At 40.7% G+C, this 14,333-nt stretch carries 11 protein-coding genes and 4 pseudogenes; 5 read left to right on the forward strand and 10 right to left on the reverse strand.

Annotated elements, in window-relative coordinates; all coding sequences use genetic code 11:
- Positions 1-66: 66 nt before the first annotated feature.
- The 6 genes and pseudogenes from QMQ21_RS11860 to ruvB form a co-directional block, all read right to left on the reverse strand.
- Positions 67-1,920: a proline--tRNA ligase gene (locus tag QMQ21_RS11860; protein ID WP_138702088.1), complete on the reverse strand. Its 1,854-nt coding sequence runs from the start codon at positions 1,918-1,920 to the stop codon at positions 67-69.
- 12 nt (positions 1,921-1,932) lie between these two features.
- Positions 1,933-3,192: an RIP metalloprotease RseP gene (gene rseP, locus QMQ21_RS11865; protein ID WP_261814506.1), complete on the reverse strand. Its 1,260-nt coding sequence runs from the start codon at positions 3,190-3,192 to the stop codon at positions 1,933-1,935.
- 21 nt (positions 3,193-3,213) lie between these two features.
- The gene (locus QMQ21_RS11870; protein ID WP_000189868.1) at positions 3,214-4,017 is read right to left on the reverse strand and encodes a phosphatidate cytidylyltransferase; all 804 of its coding nucleotides are present in this window, start codon (positions 4,015-4,017) and stop codon (positions 3,214-3,216) included.
- 8 nt (positions 4,018-4,025) lie between these two features.
- A pseudogene (uppS, locus tag QMQ21_RS11875) lies at positions 4,026-4,785 on the reverse strand (undecaprenyl pyrophosphate synthase).
- A gap of 345 nt (positions 4,786-5,130) precedes the next feature.
- Positions 5,131-5,704 (reverse strand): annotated as a pseudogene (locus QMQ21_RS11880) (nucleotidyltransferase family protein).
- Entirely contained in the window at positions 5,685-6,683 is a 999-nt protein-coding gene (gene ruvB / locus QMQ21_RS11885; protein ID WP_261814510.1) for a Holliday junction branch migration DNA helicase RuvB, read from the reverse strand. The pseudogene QMQ21_RS11880 and the gene ruvB overlap by 20 nt, the downstream one beginning before the upstream one ends.
- 133 nt (positions 6,684-6,816) lie before the next feature.
- On the opposite strand from ruvB, the gene QMQ21_RS11890 reads away from it, so the two are divergent.
- Positions 6,817-6,909 carry a type I toxin-antitoxin system Fst family toxin gene (locus QMQ21_RS11890; protein ID WP_000970382.1) on the forward strand — a complete coding sequence of 31 codons (93 nt, stop codon included), beginning with the start codon at positions 6,817-6,819 and terminating at the stop codon, positions 6,907-6,909.
- A gap of 576 nt (positions 6,910-7,485) precedes the next feature.
- Here the strand turns inward: QMQ21_RS11890 and QMQ21_RS11895 are convergent.
- From QMQ21_RS11895 to leuS, 4 genes and pseudogenes are all read right to left on the reverse strand, one after another.
- Entirely contained in the window at positions 7,486-7,902 is a 417-nt protein-coding gene (locus QMQ21_RS11895) for a GNAT family N-acetyltransferase (protein WP_000628388.1), read from the reverse strand.
- An 11-nt stretch (positions 7,903-7,913) separates the two neighbouring features.
- Positions 7,914-8,609 (reverse strand): GNAT family N-acetyltransferase, encoded by a 696-nt coding sequence (locus QMQ21_RS11900; protein WP_001144903.1) that lies wholly within the window; start codon positions 8,607-8,609, stop codon positions 7,914-7,916.
- Positions 8,610-8,624: 15 nt separating this feature from the next.
- A pseudogene (locus QMQ21_RS11905) lies at positions 8,625-9,505 on the reverse strand (hypothetical protein).
- Positions 9,506-9,546: 41 nt separating this feature from the next.
- Positions 9,547-12,046, reverse strand: a pseudogene (leuS, locus tag QMQ21_RS11910) (leucine--tRNA ligase).
- 147 nt (positions 12,047-12,193) lie between these two features.
- On the opposite strand from leuS, the gene QMQ21_RS11915 reads away from it, so the two are divergent.
- Genes QMQ21_RS11915 through QMQ21_RS11930 form a run of 4 tightly spaced genes read left to right on the forward strand, consistent with a single transcriptional unit; the run spans position 12,194 to position 14,227 of the window.
- Positions 12,194-13,453, forward strand: a complete 1,260-nt coding sequence (locus QMQ21_RS11915; RefSeq protein ID WP_261814512.1) for a sensor histidine kinase — start codon at positions 12,194-12,196, stop codon at positions 13,451-13,453.
- Entirely contained in the window at positions 13,443-13,838 is a 396-nt protein-coding gene (locus QMQ21_RS11920) for a sensor histidine kinase (RefSeq protein ID WP_261814513.1), read from the forward strand. Before QMQ21_RS11915 ends, QMQ21_RS11920 begins: the two co-directional genes overlap by 11 nt.
- Entirely contained in the window at positions 13,831-14,058 is a 228-nt protein-coding gene (locus QMQ21_RS11925; RefSeq protein ID WP_261814514.1) for a response regulator, read from the forward strand. Before QMQ21_RS11920 ends, QMQ21_RS11925 begins: the two co-directional genes overlap by 8 nt.
- Complete coding sequence (locus QMQ21_RS11930) at positions 14,030-14,227, forward strand: response regulator (protein WP_261814515.1); 198 nt, start codon at positions 14,030-14,032, stop codon at positions 14,225-14,227. The genes QMQ21_RS11925 and QMQ21_RS11930 overlap by 29 nt, the downstream gene beginning before the upstream one ends.
- Positions 14,228-14,333: the final 106 nt, after the last annotated feature.

Below are 14,333 nucleotides of genomic sequence, written 5' to 3' on the forward strand. Positions count from 1 at the left end.
TTATACAGAAAAAACAAGGTAAAAACTAGTTACATTTTTTCCTTGTTTTTCTTCTGATTATAGTTTTTATTTCTTGCTTAAGATTTCAAGCGTTTCAAGCACATTATCTGCATGAACTTCGATAGTGTCACCAGTCGCTTTAATCTTCACTTCTACGATGCCATCGGCTGCTTTCTTCCCAACAGTGATACGGATTGGCAATCCAATCAAGTCGCTATCGCTGAATTTGACTCCGACACGTTCGTTACGGTCATCCGTCAAGACTTCGTAACCAGCTCCCATCAAGCTTGCTTCAAGTTTTTCTGTCAAGGCTTGCGCTTCTTCGTCCTTGACATTGACAGTAATCAAGTGAACATCAAATGGCGCCAATTCTTTAGGGAAGTTGATTCCCCAAGCGTAACGGTATTCACCTTTTGGTGTTTTGTTAACAAAGAGGCGAGCGTGTTGCTCCATCACTGCTGAAAGGAGACGGCTGACACCGATACCGTAACATCCCATGATGATTGGCACAGCACGACCATTTTCATCCAAAACATCTGCTCCCATGCTTGCCGAATAGCGAGTGCCAAGTTTAAAGATGTGACCAATTTCGATACCACGCGCAAAGTTAAGGACACCTTGTCCGTCTGGTGAAATTTCACCCTCACGAACTTCACGGATATCCACATATTCTGCAGTAAAATCACGACCTGGATTCACACCAGTCAAGTGGTAGCCATCTTCGTTAGCACCGACAACTGCATTATGGACATCTTGCACCTTCCTGTCTGCGATGATTTTAACATTCTCTGGCAAACCAACTGGTCCAAGTGAACCGAATCCTGCTTGAACAAGATTCGCCACTTCTTCTTCGCTAGCAACGTCAAAGAAATCTGCTCCCAAGTGGTTTTTCAACTTAACTTCATTAAGCTGGTCATTTCCAACTAGAAGGGCTGCAACAAGCTCACCATCTGCCATGTAGAAGAGGGTTTTAATCGTTTGTTCTTCTGGAACGTTGAGGAAGGCTGCAACTTCATCGATTGATTTAACATCTGGAGTTGCAACACGAGTCACTTCTTCTTCAGCGACAACACGGTTGCTTGGTTTGTACTCGTTTGTTGCCATTTCTAAGTTAGCTGCATAGCTAGACTCACTTGAGTAAGCAATGGTATCTTCACCAGAGACCATCCATTTGAGCAATTCTGCCTTGATTTCTTCTTGCACTTGATCAGGAATTTCGTCAAATGAGGCAACTGACTTGTCCAAGACAACCCAGCGGTCAAGGTCTGTACGAGCAGGTGTAATGGCCATAAATTCTTGGCTGTCCTTACCACCCATGGCTCCACCGTCACCAATGATAGCCTTAAAGTCTAAGCCACTACGAGTGAAAATACGCTCATAAGCAGCCTTGTACTCATCATAAACACTGTCCAAGCTATCATAGTTAGCGTGAAAGCTGTAAGCATCCTTCATGATAAACTCACGTGTACGGAGAAGTCCATTACGTGGGCGTTTTTCATCACGATACTTAGGCTGGATTTGGTAAAGGTTGAGTGGCAATTGCTTGTAAGACTTAACAGAATCACGGACAATAGCTGTAAAGGTTTCTTCGTGTGTTGGACCTAGGATAAAGTCTGATTTTTCACGGTTTTTTAGTTTGTAAAGGTCTTCACCGTAAGTTTCGTAACGACCTGATTCGCGCCACAATTCTGCACTGAGAAGGGCAGGAGCCAACATCTCAACGGCACCAATCTTGTCGAATTCTTGGCGCATGATATTTTTAGCTTTTTCAATCACACGATTAGCAAGTGGTAGGTAAGAATAAACACCTGCAGATACTTGGCGAACATATCCAGCACGCAACATAAGAGCATGGCTGATAACTTGAGCATCGCTTGGCATTTCGCGAAGCGTTGGGATAGGCATTTTACTTTGTTTCATAATATTCCTCGATTATCTAAAAAAGAGTCGCATAATGTCATTCCAGGTCACAGCAATCATCAAGACAACCATGATGACCACTCCAGCCAAGGTGACATAGGTTTCAATTTCTTGTTTCAATGGTTTGCGGCGGATAGCTTCTAGGATATTGAGCACAATCTTACCACCATCCAGAGCTGGAATCGGAATAAGATTAAAAATCCCGATATTGATGGAAATCATTGCCAAGAAGTACAAGACATTCTCAATTCCATTTTTAGCAGCATCACTACTTGCCTTAAAGATGGCAACAGGTCCACCCAACTTGTTCAAATCCGGTTGGAAAATCAGATTTTTCAGTGCTGATAAAATTCGTAGGGCCGAGTCAGCAGCAGTTGTAAAACCACCTACAAACATGGATAGAAAATCTGACTTAATCCCCGGTTGAACACCTAGAAGGTAACGGCCTTGACTTTCTTCGGGTGTAACAGTGACTTGTTTGTCACTCCCCTTTTCAGAAATAGTCACATCCAAAGTCGGGGCCGTCTTACCTTTGGTTTCTGTTTCCACAGCCTGAATCAAACTTTCCCAGTTGCTAATCTCATGTGAGCCAATCTTGGTAATCTGTGCCGTTTCTGATACTCCCACCTTAGCCAAGGCTCCTTGGGGCATGACATGGAACTGGTTGGTATCAACATCTCTGACACCACCCTGCATAAAGATTAAAATCCAGAAAACAACGACACCTAAGATAAAGTTGTTCATAGGGCCTGCAAAATTAGTAATGAGTTTGCCCCAGATAGTTGCATTTTGATATTGCACATCTAAAGGTGCAATCCGAACCTCAGTACCATCTGCTTCCACAACCGTTGCATCGTGATCCACTGCAAATGTTTTTTCTTCTTCCAGAACCAATCCTTTGATAAAGAGATTGTCTTCAAAATCAAACTGGGTCACCTGCATAGGAAGAGCTGTTTGATCTAATTTTTTACCTGAGAGATTGATGCGTTTAACCTTACCATCATCAGCAAGTGTCAAACTAACAGGCGTTCCTGTCTTGATTTCAGTTGTATCATCACCCCAACCGGCCATGCGGACATAGCCACCCAGAGGCAAGATTCGAATGGTATAGGCCGTTCCATCCTTGCCAATGTGAGCAAAGATTTTGGGTCCCATACCGATGGCAAATTCACGTACTAAAATCCCTGATTTCTTGGCAAAGTAGAAGTGCCCGAACTCGTGCACCACTACAATAATCCCGAAAACCAGAATAAAGGTTAAAATTCCGAGCATAGTGTTTCCTCCGTCTTTTGATTAAAAGAGTCCAAATAAGTGCATGATTGGAAATACAAGCAACATACTATCAAAACGATCCAAAACACCACCATGTCCAGGGATAAATTTCCCAGAATCCTTGACACCAAAGTGACGCTTGATCGAACTTTCTAGTAAATCACCAAATTGTCCAGCAATGCTAAAGAAAATAGCAAAGACTGACATCTTGTAAATTCCATATGGAAGAGCAACTGTACTGTCAACTATCATAAAGATAATGGTTACTAAAATCGCTCCTAAAATACCACCCAAGGCACCCTCAAGGGTTTTATTAGGCGATACCCTTGGTGCTAACTTTCGTTTCCCATAGTTCATCCCAACAAGATAGGCACCACTGTCTGTCGCCCAGACGATACACAAGGCCAAAAGCGCCTTATCTAAACCTGCAACACGAGCATCTAGTAAAGCATTAAATCCAAAGCCCACGTAGAAGCTCATAGCAAGAGGGAAAACCGCATCCTCAATCGTATAAGACTTGCTAAAAACGGTCGTTCCTAACATGATTGAAATCAAAACACTATAGGCAACCACATTCCCATCAACTGGCAAAAAAGTCAGGTAATTCTCCAAGGGAATGGTCAATGCAAAGGTTGCAAAGAGGGTCAAGAGGCCCTCCATCGTCATGGTCTCTAGACCTCTCATCCTCAAAAGTTCATGCATGGCTAGCATGGCTATGATTCCGATTGCTATCTGAAGCAAGAGGCCCCCAATCATCAAAATCGGTAGGAAAATAGCCAGTGCAATCCCTGCAAACAAGGTTCTTTTCTGTAAATCCTGTGTCATATTTCCTCCTAAACTCCTCCAAATCGGCGATGACGACGATTGTAGGCAAGAATGGCTTCCTGCAAGGCCGCCTCGTCAAAATCAGGCCACAAGGTATCTGTAAAATAGAGTTCACTATAGGCTCCTTGCCATGGTAGGAAATTACTCAAACGCAATTCTCCACTGGTACGGATAATCAAGTCTGGGTCTCGTAAGTCCTTAGGTAAATGCTGGGTAAAAAGATAATTACCAATCAACTCCTCTGTGATGTCACCTGGGTTGATTTTGGCATCTAAAACATCCTGGGAAATCAACTTAAGAGCCTGTGTAATCTCAGCACGTCCACCATAGTTAAGAGCAAAATTAAGAATCAAACCTGTGTTGTTCTTAGTCAATTCCTCAGCCTTGGTTAAAGCTTCAAAGGTTTGCTTAGGCAGGCGGTCCGTTTCTCCCAATCATTTGAATCTTAACATTATTCGCATGCAGTTCAGGGACATAATTATCATAAAACTCTACTGGCAAGTTCATGATAAACTTGACTTCCTGATCTGGACGGGTCCAGTTTTCTGTAGAAAAAGCATAGACCGTAATAACCTTAACGCCTAGTTTGTTAGCTGCCTTGGTCACAGTTTGCAATGCTTCCATACCCGCCTTGTGTCCAAAAACTCGCGGTTGCATACGTTTTTTAGCCCAACGGCCATTGCCATCCATGATGATGCCGATATGAGCAGGAACCTGTGTCGGAACCTCTACTTCCACAGCCTTATCTTTCTTAAAAAATCCAAACATGATCTTATTCCTATTCAAAAATCTATCGTTTCATTATACCATATTTCCCTATTTTCTTCTATCACTAAGCTATTTATACTCTTCGAAAATCTCTTCAAACCACGTCAGCTCTATCTGCAACCTCAAAACAGTGTTTTGAGCAACCTGCGGTTAGCTTCCTAGTTTACACTTTGATTTTCATTGAGTATTATTATCAGGCACCAAGCCCATTTTTCAAAAAAATAAGCCGCCTGATTTGGCGACTTTATTTTTTATAGGGAGATTATTATGAAAAAGTTTTAGGAGTTTAAGTTAAGGTCTTCTTAACTTATGAACTTAGTATACACTTCCTAGCTTAAAGTTTCCTTAAGTATTTTTAAAAATCAAATTTTTCCATTTCTCCTGCCAATTTTTCTTGGATAGACGTGTTCGATAAAATTCCATTCGGTCTTCATTCTCTAAAAAATGAGGAGTTGGACGAACTTGAAAATTCAAAATATCCTCCAAAGCGTATGGAGTAAAGAGTTCCAAAACGGATTCTTCATTCAAGCGTAATCCAACAGCCGTACATCGTTCTGGATACTTACTCATAGCATCACGGGAACTGGTATAGGGAGCAGTATGAGGGCTGTGCTGGTGCATATAGACTTGATTTTTCAATTCCCACTGGTACTGAGGAAAGTCCTCTCTCAGCTTTTTCTCTAGGGACAAGGTTTCCTCATAAGAAATATCTGGATCAAAGAAAATCACATCTACATCTGTTTCACAGTCAAAAATGGGATTTGTCTGACAAGAGATTCCAGATAAAATTTCTGACAGAACCTGCTGCCAACCAGGAATCTTTCAGACCAAGGTTTCGGATGATAGTCAGAATGGCCATCATATCTGGATTTTCTCTAAAAGCCTCTAAGATTTCTTGCTTATTTTTCAATGTATTCATAACCTAAGTGCTCATATGCCTTAGCAGTCGCCACCCGTCCAGACCGTGTCCGCATGATAAAACCTTTTTGAATCAAGTAAGGCTCATACATATCTTCAACTGTCTCACGCTCTTCGGCGATATTCACAGAAAGAGTTCCTAGACCAACAGGTCCTCCACTGTACATCTCAATCATGGTACGAAGGATTTTTTGATCCACATAGTCCAAACCTTCATGGTCAACATCCAGCATAGTCAAAGCCTTATCGGTAATAAGATCATCGATCACCCCATTCCCCATTATCTGGGCAAAATCGCGCACGCGCTTGAGGAGACGATTGGCAATACGAGGGGTCCCACGGCTACGTAGGGCTAACTCAGACGCTGCCTCATGAGTAATTTCCATCTCAAAAATATCTGCCGTCCGCTCAACAATTTCCGTCAAGTCAGCATGAGCATAATACTCCATATGACCTGTAATCCCAAAACGTGCCCGTAGCGGATTTGAGAGCATACCAGCCCGAGTCGTCGCACCAATCAAGGTAAAAGGTGGCAACTCCAAATGAACACTGCGACTGCCTTCACCAGCACCAATCATGATATCAATGTAGAAGTCCTCCATGGCACTATAAAGCACCTCTTCCACAGACATGGGCAAGCGATGAATCTCATCAATAAAAAGGACATCCCCAGGCTCTAAGTCATTCAAAATCGCTACTAGATCTCCGGCTTTTTCAATGACAGGCCCAGACGTCTGCTTGAGATTGACACCCAGTTCGTTGGCAATAACAAAGGCCATGGTCGTTTTCCCCAAGCCTGGAGGTCCAAATAAAAGGACATGATCCAGCGCTTCATCCCGCATTTTGGCAGCTTCGATAAAGATTTGGAGCTGATCCTTGACCTTATCCTGCCCGATATATTCACGTAAATACTGAGGACGGAGTGTGCGTTCTACTAACTCCTCATCCCCCATTATCTCATTGTCTAAAATTCTACTCATGGCTCTATTATATCAAAAAACCAAGCCACAAACAAAAAAGCCACCCGATTGGGTGACTCCCGAGTTTAGCACTTATGTGGTATAATATTGTTCGGCACTGCTACACCGCCTACGAAAGGAGGTGAATTAGCCCATGATGGAATTAGTACTCAAAACTATCATCGGACCAATTGTGGTCGGTGTCGTTCTTCGATTAGTCGATAAATGGCTAAACAAGGACAAATAGTGTCAAAAAAGACCCCTAGCTTATTTGGACGTGAGCTTGGGGTCTTTTCTAGCCTATGATATAGAACTAGTACTCAATTCCTCTTTATTATCCCATAGTTCACAAAATTTGTCAAAGGTTTATATCCTCATCCATTCAGCTTCTCCAACTTTAGAATCTGTCCAATAAAGTTTATAAGATTTAGAGAAAGCTATTGAAAAATGATATTTAGAAAACTTCCGAAAAGCCTGAAATAGAGCCAAAAAACTCCACCTGATTGGGTGGAGTTTAGGGAGATTATTATGAAAAAGAAAAGTTTAGGATTTTATTAAATAAAGTTAGGAGGTCTTTATTTAATAACTATATGATACAAGACGAAGCTTAAAACTAGCTTAACTTTTTCTCAGATTCTACCATTTTGCAGAAAATCACTATCACTATCACCTCACAAAAAGCCACCTGATTAGGTGACTTCATTAGGAGATTATGATAAAAAAAAGTTTTAGGATTTCATTAAATAAAGTTAGGAGGTCTTTATTTAATGACTATATAATACTAGACCATCCTTAAACTTTGCTTAAGAAAAAACAAGTTTTGTTATTTTTCTCGATTCGCCCAAGTCATCCCTATACAATTATAGGTGGATAAGATTTCAAAGCCCATAGAACGATAAAATCCCACGTTTTTTTCTGTCTCTTCTGTCACCAGCTGGACTTGATAAGCATCTTTGTAATCTTTTAAGGCCTCTTTCATTAGGGCACTACCAATCCCTTGACGCTGATAGATTGGTAAAACAATCAAATCCTGTACAAAAACTGATGAGAATCCATCTCCTACCAAACGAATCAAGCCCACCACAGCATCACCATCAAGTGCCAGATAAATTACTAATGAATGCGATAAGGCCTGCTCCAGCATCTCTGGTTGATGGGTATAATTTGTCCAACCGACAGCCTGATAGAGATGCAAAACATCCTCTAGCTTGACAATTTCTTGCTTTTTAATAGTAATCATCTCAACACCTCTTAAAGTTCTCTCAAGCTCTTGTACTGCTGTCCATTTTTATCAAAATTTTCAGGACGCAGCCATGTTTCCAAACGATCTTTGACTTGAGGCCAGTCCTTATCAATCATAGACAACCAATCCGTATCCCTCGTCCGTCCCTTATAAACCACCGCCTGGCGGAAGGTTCCTTCATAGACAAATCCCAAACGCTCCGCAACTCGTCTGGATGGCAGGTTAAGAGCATCGCATTTCCACTCATAGCGACGATAGTTTAGCTCCTCAAAAATATAGCGAGCTAGGAGATACTGAGCCTCAGTTCCTATCCGTGTACCCCTTAGCTCTGGAGAAAAAGTGACTGCTCCGACTTCTATTACTCGGTTATTCTGGTCAATGCGCATGAGAGAAAAAGTTCCCAAAGCCTTACCAGTCGCCTTGTCTATGATTGCATAGTAAAAACGGTCCTTACGAGCCAACATCTGATTTAAAAGGCTAACCAGCTCCCCCATATCTGCTACTGGCTCCTGAAAAAGATAGGTCCACATCTCCCGAGGAGTATCAGGGCCATAAACAGCTAGCAAATCCTCCGCATGTTTTTCTACCGAGAGAGCCTCTATCCTAGCATAACGCCCTTCTAAGAAATCAATAGAAGGCAGTGCACCTGGTGTATAACCTTCCATTGACTCACCAATCATCTGACCATATTCATTTACTGGCATAGCTTTCTCCTTGTTTCACTTTTCAAACTTTTTACTCAACTCTATTTGAATTGTCCTATCTGCTAATTTCAAGTTTTTATCAATTTCATTTAACAATTTTTCTGCATCTTCTTTATTTAAAACATTTTCTCGTGCTACATAGTTTCTACAAATATTCAGGGCCGCAATTTGGTCTGCTTTATCCAAAGATTCAAACATAATTCTCACTGAGTTACTAGCAATAACTCCTCGTTTATCATCCGAATTTTGAAGAAAGTTAAGTAGAACACTTAAATTGTTCTGACGACACGATTCGTACAAATCAATATATTCACCGTATTTTTTCGATTCAGAATCAGTAAGTTTATCTACAACTTTTACCTGCGAATAAAAATAGATTATTTCCCTATTTTGAATAATATAATTTATTTTTCTGATATATTTTAATCCCTCTATTAAGAGCCAAATAAAATAGATTATCAGAATACCAAACAGTGGTAGCCACATGATACCAACACTGGATTGAATACGAGGATAAGTTTCATTAAAAGAAACTATTAAATTTTTGGCTCCAAAATAATGAATAATGGATAACAAATTGTCACTATTAATAGAGTTGCAAAAGATTTTGTAAATAAAAATTGATACACTTCAGACTGTGTCCTTATAATTTCATTTGGAGATATTCCAAAAATATTGCTTGATTTATCATTTGAAAAACTAAAGAAAGTAATAAAAACTGCAAAGAGAGTGTCTAAAGTGAGTGTCAAATTTAAACTTTCCTTGTCCCAAAGACAATTTTTAAAATAATATGCACCCACTATTGACATTACTAATACTATAACTGACACTACAATAATAGAAATCTTAAATAATAAAATTTCACACTTCCTGCTATCGTTCACTAATCTATTCATTCTGACCTATTCTAAAGTTCATACTCTAGAGTTACTTCTTTTTATTTCACAACAATGTTAACCAATTTATTCGGTACACTAATCACTTTCACGATGTCCTTACCGTCAATTTCTGCTTTGACTTTTTCATCCGCTAGAGCAATTTCTTGCAATTCTTCGCGTGATAGGTCTTTAGCAACCATGACTTTAGCACGGACTTTTCCTTTGATTTGGATAACAATTTCGACTTCGTCTTCAACTAGTTTGCTTTCGTCCCATGTTGGCCAAGCTACGTAAGAGATTGACTCACCTGTTGCTGCAACTGTTTGCAAAGTTCTTCTGCCAAGTGAGGTGCAAATGGGGCAATCAACTGAACGAAGCCTTTGGCGTAGTCTACATAAAGTTTTTCTTCCTTGTTAGCCGCGTTGACAAAGACCATAAGTTGGGCAATAGCTGTGTTGAATTTGAGAGACTCAATTTGCTCAGTAACAGCTTTGACTGTTTCGTTGTAAACCTTGTCAAGAGCACCATTGTTTTCCGCAAGGATTTCTTTACTTGTAATCAAACGGTAAACTCGGTCAAGGAACTTACGGCTTCCTTCCAAACCTTCTTCTGACCAAGCAATCGAAGCATCGAGTGGTCCCATAAACATTTCATAAACACGAAGGGTATCGGCACCGTATTGTTCCACCACATCGTCTGGGTTAACAACGTTCTTGAGCGATTTAGACATCTTGGCTGGCGCTTGCTCCAACTCTTCCCCTGTTTCTATATGAAAGAAGGAACCATCACGTTTTTCAACCTTGTCGGTTGCCACAAGAGCACCACGGTGGTCACGGTAGCTTGTTCCCAAAATCATCCCTTGGTTAAAGAGTTTTTGGAATGGTTCCTTAGTCGGAACAACACCGAGGTCATAGAGGAATTTATGCCAGAAACGAGCATAAAGCAAGTGAAGTACAGCATGTTCCGCACCACCCACGTAGATATCTACTGGCAACCATTGTTTGAGGAGGTCCTCATCAGCCAATTTCTCAGTATTGTGCGGGTCAATATAGCGGAGGTAGTACCAGCTTGAACCAGCCCATTGTGGCATGGTGTTAGTTTCACGACGACCTTTGACACCATCTTCACGAGTCACTTCAAGCCAATCTGTCAAGTTAGCTAGTGGACTTTCACCAGTACCTGAAGGACGGATATCCTTGGTTACAGGCAAGACAAGCGGCAATTCACTTTCAGGAACAGCTGTTGAAGTTCCATCTTCCCAATGAATGATTGGAATTGGCTCACCCCAGTAACGTTGACGGCTAAAGAGCCAGTCGCGGAGGCGGTAGGTAACCTTCTCTTGACCACAGCCTTTTTCTTCCAACCAAGCCACAATCTTGGCAATAGCGTCTTCTTTGTTGAGTCCATCTAGGAAGTCTGAATTGACATGCAGGCCATCCTCTGTGTAGGCAGCTTCTTCGACATTTCCACCTTCAAGTACTTCAACGATTGGAAGGTCAAATTGTTTGGCAAATTCCCAGTCACGTTGGTCGTGGGCAGGCACAGCCATAACCGCACCTGTTCCATAACTAGCAAGAACATAGTCCGCAATCCAGATTGGCATTTCCTTACCATTGACAGGGTTGATGGCATAAGCACCAGTCCAAACCCCTGTTTTTTCTTTAGCAAGGTCTGTACGAACCAAGTCAGACTTAAGGCTGGCTTGGTGTTTATAGTCTGCTACAGCTTCTGCTTGCTCTGAACTTGTGATAGCGTCTACTAATTCATGTTCAGGAGCCAAGACAGTGAAAGTCGCACCGAAAAGTGTGTCAGGACGAGTAGTAAAGACTGTAAATTCCTTGTCTGTTCCTTTTACTTTGAAAGTTACATTGGCACCAGTTGATTTACCAATCCAGTTGCGTTGCATATCCTTGATAGACTCTGACCAATCTAGTTCATCTAAGTCATTGAGCAAGCGCTCTGCGTAAGCCGTGATTTTGAGCATCCATTGGCGCATTGGTTTGCGGACAACTGGATAGCCTCCACGCTCAGAAGTTCCGTCAGGAAGCACTTCTTCATTGGCAATGGCAGTTCCCAATTCCTCAACCCAGTTTACTGGCACTTCGCTTCATAGGCCAAGCCTTTTTCGTAAAGCTTGGTGAAAATCCATTGAGTCCACTTGTAGTAGTTTGGATCTGTTGTGTTGACTTCACGATCCCAGTCATAAGAAAATCCAAGCGCATTGATTTGACGTTTGAAGTTGGCAATGTTTTCCGCTGTAAATTCTGCTGGGTCATTACCAGTATCCATAGCATATTGCTCTGCAGGCAAACCAAAAGCATCCCAACCCATTGGGTGAAGGACATTGTAGCCTTGCGCACGTTTGTAGCGGCTGAGGATATCGGTTGCAGTATAACCTTCTGGGTGTCCTACGTGCAGACCCGCTCCAGATGGATAAGGGAACATATCAAGAGCATAAAACTTCGGTTTTGATGCATCTGTACCTGTCTCAAATGTATGATGTTCTGCCCAGTAGCCCTGCCACTTAGGCTCAATTTCTTTATGATTATAAAAACTCATGGTCTCTCTCCAATTTTGTGATGTTACTATTATACCATTTTTGAGGGAATTTGGTCTCGTTCTATTCTATACTTTTCTATTTTACCTTGCTCTAAAATTTTTAAACTGCTATACTTATAACAGAAAACCCTTCCAAGGAGGTAGCGGATGTCTCATTCCTTTAAAAAATCTCTCCAAAAAGAAATTCTCCATAGAAGCTCTATCGCAGCCTTTGTGACCTCTCTCTTACTACTCATTTTACTTTTTGGTTTTTCCTATTTTTTACAAAAGCAACAACTCTCCAAAGATACGAGACAGATTGTCAAACAGGTTCAAGAAATGAAAGAAGCAAATAATGAGCTCCTGACCACTATGAACTATAAAATGATTCCTGAATTTTTGGACGGCAAACACACAGAGAGAGAAGTCTTTAGCTTATTTTACGAGACAAAAGCTAGATTGAAGCTTAGTTCTGACCTCATTATTCTAAACGATACAGGTGAATTACTATTTAGTACCAATCGAAATCATCAAGAAAGTATTTTATCACCCTACTATCTAAAACTACTCATTCAAAATCCTTCTCAAGATAAAGTGACAGAAAAAATTGCTCTCTCTTCAGACAAGCAACACTACACACTCTTTATCAAACCACTACTTCAAAACCAACGAGTTAAGGCCTATACTATTGCTTTCGTAAATGAGAATGATTTCATCTCAAGTTTCCCAATGATCAATTCCAAATACATCATTACCGATAGCTTTGGAAATATGTTTTCCAACAACACAAATCAGTTTACTCGTTCCACTCTTGAAAAATTGGATGAAAAACTCCTACACTCTCGCACCCACTGGTATGCGAATGAACCGCTTATTGCTCAAAAAGAAAAAGTCGGTGCTATTTTTTCAATCTATACTTTTCAATCCTTTTTTCCCATTCCTAGCTTACTCGGCCTAGCCTCCGTCCTCACCTTATGTATATTCTTCCTCTACTTCTGGCAAGCGAGACGAATTGCTCATAAAATTGCCACACACAACGCTGTTCCCATTGAAAGTTTGGTTTACCAACTTCAAGAAATTCCCAAACAAGCAGAAAAAAGGCTTTCTCTACAAACAGGTGATGAGTTTGAATTTATGGCAGAAAAAATCAACAATATGTTGTACGAATTAGAACTTCATCAAAAAATGTTGACCATAGAAAAAGAAAAATGGATTTTTGAAAGAAAAATGCTGGAAGCTCAGTTCAATCCTCATTTTCTCTACAATACACTTGAGACGATTAAAATCACTTCTTTAATGGATGCCGCCCTCACACAAGACCTAATTCAAAATCTCACGCGCATTCTTCGCTACAGTATCACCGATTTAGAAAAAAACAACCATTTGTCAAGATTTGAAGATTATAGAGGATTACCTGATGATTCATAAGATTCGTTTCGAGCACTTTTCCTATGATATTGTTTGCCCAGAAACTGTCGATAATCAGCCTATCCCTAAACTTTTCTTGCTTCCTCTAGTAGAAAATGCTATAAAATATGGGATGCAATACCGTATTGATCTTCATATTGATATCCAAATTACCTTGAAAGCAGATTCTCTGACTTTTTTAGTCAAGGATAATGCTGGAGGGCTCACCAAACAAGAGCGACTCGCTATTTTAGACTCTTTAGAGAGCCCTCATACCCAGCATGGCATCGTGAACAGCTACAAACGATTGAGCAATTTCTTTTCTGATGTCCAGCTAGATTTAGGAGTCAATCGCCAAGGAGAAACTTGGGTCAAATTTGTAACGAAAGGACTAACTCATGTTTAAGCTCATTATCGTAGAAGACGAACACCTCATCCGAAAATGGCTAGAGATTGCCGTAGACTACTCTGCCCTAGGCATCCAAGTCGTAGGAACTGCCAGTCACGGTCAAGAGGGAATGAAACTCATCCAAGAAAAAGAACCTCATATTGTCTTAACAGACATCACAATGCCAATTATGGATGCTTTTATGATGTTTGAAGCCACTCGTACCCTTCTCCTATGAAAAAGTTATCTTATCAGGTTATAACGATTTTCAAAATGCCAAAAAAGCCATGCAATATGGAGCAGTTGATTTCTTATCCAAACCAATTGACACCAAGGAATTGACAGAATGTCTTCAAAACATTGTTTTGCGATTACAAGGTAGCACCTATCAAGAAACTCCTTTTTAGAAGAATATCAAACTTTACTCACCTCTATCCAACAGGTTGATACACAAAACCAAATCATTCAACAAATTATTTCCTTTGTCCACAAGCATTATGCAGAGCATTTTAC

It is taken from the genome of Streptococcus bouchesdurhonensis, from assembly GCF_948472335.1.